This is a genomic window from Salinigranum sp. (genome assembly GCF_041641895.1).
In the GTDB taxonomy this organism is placed as follows: Archaea; Halobacteriota; Halobacteria; order Halobacteriales; family Haloferacaceae; genus Salinigranum.
In genome coordinates, this window is the sequence record NZ_JBEPXO010000140.1 from 1 (window position 1) to 4786 (window position 4786).

General features: G+C 67.2%; 4 protein-coding genes. 1 reads left to right on the forward strand and 3 read right to left on the reverse strand.

What is annotated here, in order from left to right; all coding sequences use genetic code 11:
• Positions 1 to 1151, reverse strand: a 1151-nt coding sequence (locus tag ACESK5_RS18790) for a phosphoglucomutase/phosphomannomutase family protein (RefSeq protein ID WP_372913115.1), incomplete at its 3' end; no start/stop codon positions are given.
• Positions 1152 to 1383: 232 nt separating this feature from the next.
• Between ACESK5_RS18790 and ACESK5_RS18795 the strand changes: the two genes are divergently transcribed.
• Positions 1384 to 3879, forward strand: coding sequence for a PAS domain S-box protein (locus ACESK5_RS18795; protein ID WP_372913116.1), 2496 nt, complete (start codon positions 1384 to 1386; stop codon positions 3877 to 3879).
• A gap of 211 nt (positions 3880 to 4090) precedes the next feature.
• On the opposite strand, the gene ACESK5_RS18800 is transcribed toward ACESK5_RS18795, so the two are convergent.
• Both ACESK5_RS18800 and ACESK5_RS18805 read right to left on the reverse strand, forming a co-directional pair.
• The gene (locus ACESK5_RS18800; RefSeq protein WP_372913118.1) at positions 4091 to 4372 is read right to left on the reverse strand and encodes a GIY-YIG nuclease family protein; all 282 of its coding nucleotides are present in this window, start codon (positions 4370 to 4372) and stop codon (positions 4091 to 4093) included.
• Positions 4373 to 4503: 131 nt separating this feature from the next.
• Entirely contained in the window at positions 4504 to 4653 is a 150-nt protein-coding gene (locus tag ACESK5_RS18805) for a hypothetical protein (RefSeq protein ID WP_372913117.1), read from the reverse strand.
• Between the last annotated feature and the right edge of the window lie 133 nt (positions 4654 to 4786).

Sequence of the window (4786 nt, forward strand, 5' to 3'; positions counted from 1 at the left end):
AGGACGCGCTGTTTCTCGGCGTCGGGACACGCGACGGAAATCTTGTCCGCGACGATGTCGCCGTGCTCCTCGAGGAGGCGGTCGACGCGGGCGTCGAACGGTTCCTCGCTGGCGATGGCGGCCCCCAGAAGCCCCATCAGGACGCCGTCCTTCTCGCGGATGTGGCCGCGGATGGAGAAGCCGCCGCTCTCCTCGCCACCGACCAGGGCGTCGTGTTCTTTCATCCCCTGTGCGACCCACTTGAAGCCGACCGGGGTCTCGAACACCTCCTCGCCGTGTGCGTCGGCGATGCGGTCGATGAGGAACGTGGTCGACACCGTCCGGACGGCGGGCCCGGAGTCGGACTGGAGCAGGTAGTCGTACAGCGCGGCGAAGAAGAGGTTCTCGTCCAGTTTCCCGCGCTCGGGTGTGACGAACGCGACCCGGTCGGCGTCGCCGTCGTTCGCCACGCCGAGGTCGGCGTCGTGTTCCCGGACGGCCGTCTCGAGGTCGGCGAGGTTCTCCGCGCTCGGTTCGGGGTGGGCGCCGCCGAACGTGGGGTCGTCCTCACAGCGCAGTCTGACGACCTCGGCCCCGGCGGATTCGAGCAGCGCGTCCGTGACGCCGCGGCCGGAGCCGTGGATGGCGTCGTAGACGACCGTGACGTCGGAGAGGTCGGCGTCGACGAGCGAACGGGCGTGTTCGGCGTGGACGGCGACGAGGTCCTCCCGCCGGACCTCGCCGTGTTCGTCCTCGGGCAGGAGGTCCGGTTCGCGGAGGTTCTCCTCGATGCGCGCTGTCACCTCGGGCAGCGCGGGTGCGCCGTCGCTCGGGATGAACTTCACGCCGTTGTACTCGGGCGGGTTGTGCGACGCCGTGAGCATGAGCGCGCCCGAACAGCCCCGGTCGACGATGTTGTACGCGGTGACCGGCGTCGGACAGTCCCGCTCGGGGAGGACGACGTCGAAGCCGTTGCCCGAGAGGACCTCGGCGAGCGACTCGGCGAACCCCGGCGACGACTCGCGCGCGTCGTACCCTACGAGGACCGGGTCGTCGAACCCCTCCTCCCGGAGGTAGTCGGCGACGGCCTGTCCGACGATCCGGACCCGGTCGTCGGTGAACGTGTCCAGCGTCGCGCGCCACCCGTCAGTACCGAAGGAAATCGCGTCCATACCAACTACTCAGCAGTACCGGCCTAATAAGTGTGCCAGCCGGCAGCACGGCGTGCGCGGAGTGGGCGGGGGACGCGACGCGGTGCTCCGACTCGCGGTGTCGTCGTTGACTGCGTGGGCCGACCACGTGACCGACCGGTGTGACGGTCAGTGTCGTCCGGCGGACGTTCGCCGTTCGCGTGGAAAACCGTTAAACGGTGAGGTAGTTGACAAGAGGAAGGGAGACGACAAGATGCGACACGCCACCGGTCCGATTCGGGTGCTCCACGTCGACGACGACGAGCAGTTCGCGGAGCTGTCCGCGGTCTTCCTAGAGCGGGAGGACGACCGGCTCGCCGTCGAGACGGCGTCAAGCGTCGACGAGGGCCTCGACCTGCTCGCAGAGGACGACTTCGACTGTGTCGTTTCCGACCACGATATGCCGGGACGGGACGGTATCGATCTCCTCTGGGCCGTCCGTGACGAGTCGCTACAGCTGCCGTTCATCCTGTTCACGGGCAAAGGGAGCGAGGAGATAGCCAGCGAAGCCATCTCCGCGGGCGTCACGGACTACCTCCAGAAGCGGGGTGGGACGAGCCAGTACGCGGTGTTGGCCAACCGGATCACGAACGCCGTCGGGCAGGCGCTCGCCCGACGCGAGCGTCAGCGTCATCTCGACGCCATCGAAACCGCCAAAGAGGGGATCAGCATCCTCGACGAACAGGAACGGTTCGTGTACGTGAATCGGGCGTACGCCGACATGTACGGGTACGAGCCGGAGAAGATGGTCGGTGAACACTGGTCACTGGTCTACGACGACGACGGTCTCCGAACGGTCGAAGAGGAAATCCGCCCGGTCGTCGAAGCGGAGGGGTACTGGCACGGGGAGACGACCGGCAAGCGCGCCGACGGGAGTGTCTTCGTCGAAGAACACACAATCGCGACCACCAGCGAGGGAGGCTTCGTCTGCATCGTCCGGGACATCACCGGTCGCAAGGAGCGCGAGCGACGGTTCGAGGCTGTCTTCGACAACACCTACACGTTCATCGGACTCCTCGAACCCGACGGGACCGTCCTCGAAGCCAACGAGACGGCCCTCTCGTTCGCTGGAATCGACCGCGAGGAGGTCGTCGGAGAGCCGGTCTGGGAGACCTACTGGTTTCAGGTGGGAGAAGAGAGCCGGACGGTCGCCCGTGACGCGGTCGAGCGGGCACGCTCGGGGGAGTCGTATCGGGACGAGATCCGTGTCCAGGGCGCCGACCGCGAGGCGGTCATCGACTTTACCCTCCGACCCGTCACCGACGAGGACGGTGAGGTGACGTCTCTCGTCCCCGAAGGACACGACATCACCGAGATCAAGCGACGAACACAGCAGTTGAGAACGCTCGTGGACACCCTCCCGGGGGTGGTGTATCGGTGTGAGAACGAACCCGGCTGGCCGATAGAGCGAATCAGGGGGGAGGTCGAGGAGTTGACCGGATACACCCGGCACGCGTTCGAGACGGGGGCGGTGACGTTCGAGGACGACCTCGTACATCCGGAGGACCGGGAGGAAGTGCGGGCCACGGTAGCGGATGCGATGGCGCGGCAGGAGTCATTCGAGACGACGTACCGCATCGTCACCGAGGGCGGCGAGACGAAGTGGGTCTGGGAACGAGGGAGGTACGTCTCGTCGGTGGGGACGGACGAGGAGGCGCTGACGGGGTTCGTCACCGACGTCACGAAACGACGGGAGATAGCGGCGGAGCTACACAGAGAACGGGAGTTCGTCGACCTGACTCTCGACCGGCTCGACGACATCTTCTACGTCGTCGGGAGGGACGGGGAGCTCTACCGATGGAACGACCAACTCGCCACGGTCACCGGCTACGACGACGAGGAGATCGAGACGATGCGGGCGCTCGAGTTCTTCCCGGACGAAGAGCGCGAGCGAATCGCCGGCGCGATCGACGAGGCGCTGACGGCCGGGAGCGCGACCGTCGAGTCCGAACTGCTCACGGCGAACGGCGACCGCGTGCCGTACGAGTTCACCGGAACCCGGCTCGATTTGCCCGACGACGAAGGAGTCGGCCTCGTCGGTATCGGACGGAACATCGAGGAACGGAGACGGGACGACCACGACCGAAGACGGGAGATCGAGCGGCTCGACGAGTTCGTCAGCGTCGTCACTCACGACCTCCAGAGTCCGCTTGGCGTGGCCGGAGGGCGGATCGAACTGGCTCGAACGGAGTGCGACTCCGAACACCTCGACGTCGCGGCCGACGCACTGGCCCGGAGTCGAGAACTCATCGACGACCTGGTCGCGGTCGCCCGGGAGGGCCACCGGGCGGACTCCGTCGAAGCGGTCACCCTCACCGACGTCGTCACGAACTGCTGGCGGAACGTCCGGACGGGGAACGCGACACTGGTGCTCGAAGGGAACCGAACCCTCCACGCCGACCGGAGCCGACTCCAACAACTGCTGGAGAACCTCGTTCGGAACGCCGTCGAACACGGCGGTGAGGACGTGACCGTGACCGTCGGCGAACTGGACGACGGGTTCTACGTCGCGGACGACGGTCCGGGAATCCCCGAGAGCGAGCGCGAACAGGTCTTCGAGCCGGGGTACACCACGACGTCGGACGGGACGGGCTTCGGGCTGAGTATCGTCAGGTCGATCGCCGAAGACCACGGCTGTCGGGTGACGATCACCGACAGCGACGACGGCGGGACGCGTGTGGAGGTCACGGGCGCGGACGTCGTCGAGTGAACGACGGCCGACGAACGGCGAACGACGAACAGCGAGCGGCTGTCGGTGCACACGCCGCGTCCTCCCGACGAGAGTCTCCGCGGGCGGGACGGGCCCTCTCAGGACGGGACGGATTGGCGTCCGACGGGGAGGAACGGGCGTTCGGAGTCGGGGCACGGGTCGGCGAGACCGGCGCGTCCGACAGCGGTCGGGTCAGCGACGAGGGCGGGCACTACTCCGTCTCGGTGTCGAGCACTCGTGCGACGTCCGTCTCGGCGGCCAACCGTCGCTTGCGGTCGTGCGACAGCGACTTGAGTTCGTACTCCCGGGACATCGCCGCCGACCGGGAATCGAACGCCTCGACGTGGACCAGTTCGACGGGCGTCCGCCCCCGGGTGTACTTCGCCCCCTCGCCCGCGTCGTGTTCGGCCTCCCGACGGCGCGGGTCGGTCGTGTAGCCCGCGTAGTACGTCCCGTCCGCACACCGGAGGAGGTACGCGTAATGCACACCCAGTGGAGCGGCCGGAGGGTCCTCAAGCTTTCTCACTCTCACTCGTCTCTACTCGTCCCTCGCTCGTCTCTCACTCGGGCGGGCGACGACGGCAGGAAAGTGGCTTCGCGTGGTGGTCGTCTGCGACTCAGCGGTCATGCGTTGCGGGTCCGGTTCCGCGCGACCTCCGCGATGCCCGCGTTCGCCGAACAGTTTGGACAGGCGAGGACTCGCCCGACTTCGTCGGCGAACACGCGCGCGAAGCGCTCGGAGATGTGCGACCCGCAGTGGTCGCAACTTGGCATCGTGTGCGCCCGGCAACCACCAGTGCCGGTGACTCTCGGTTAGGAGTACAGGGTTATAGGGCTTCGCGCGCACGCGCGGGGAGTGGAAGTCCGTTCAGTTAGCGGACGAGAGACGCCACGATTTGAACCGGGC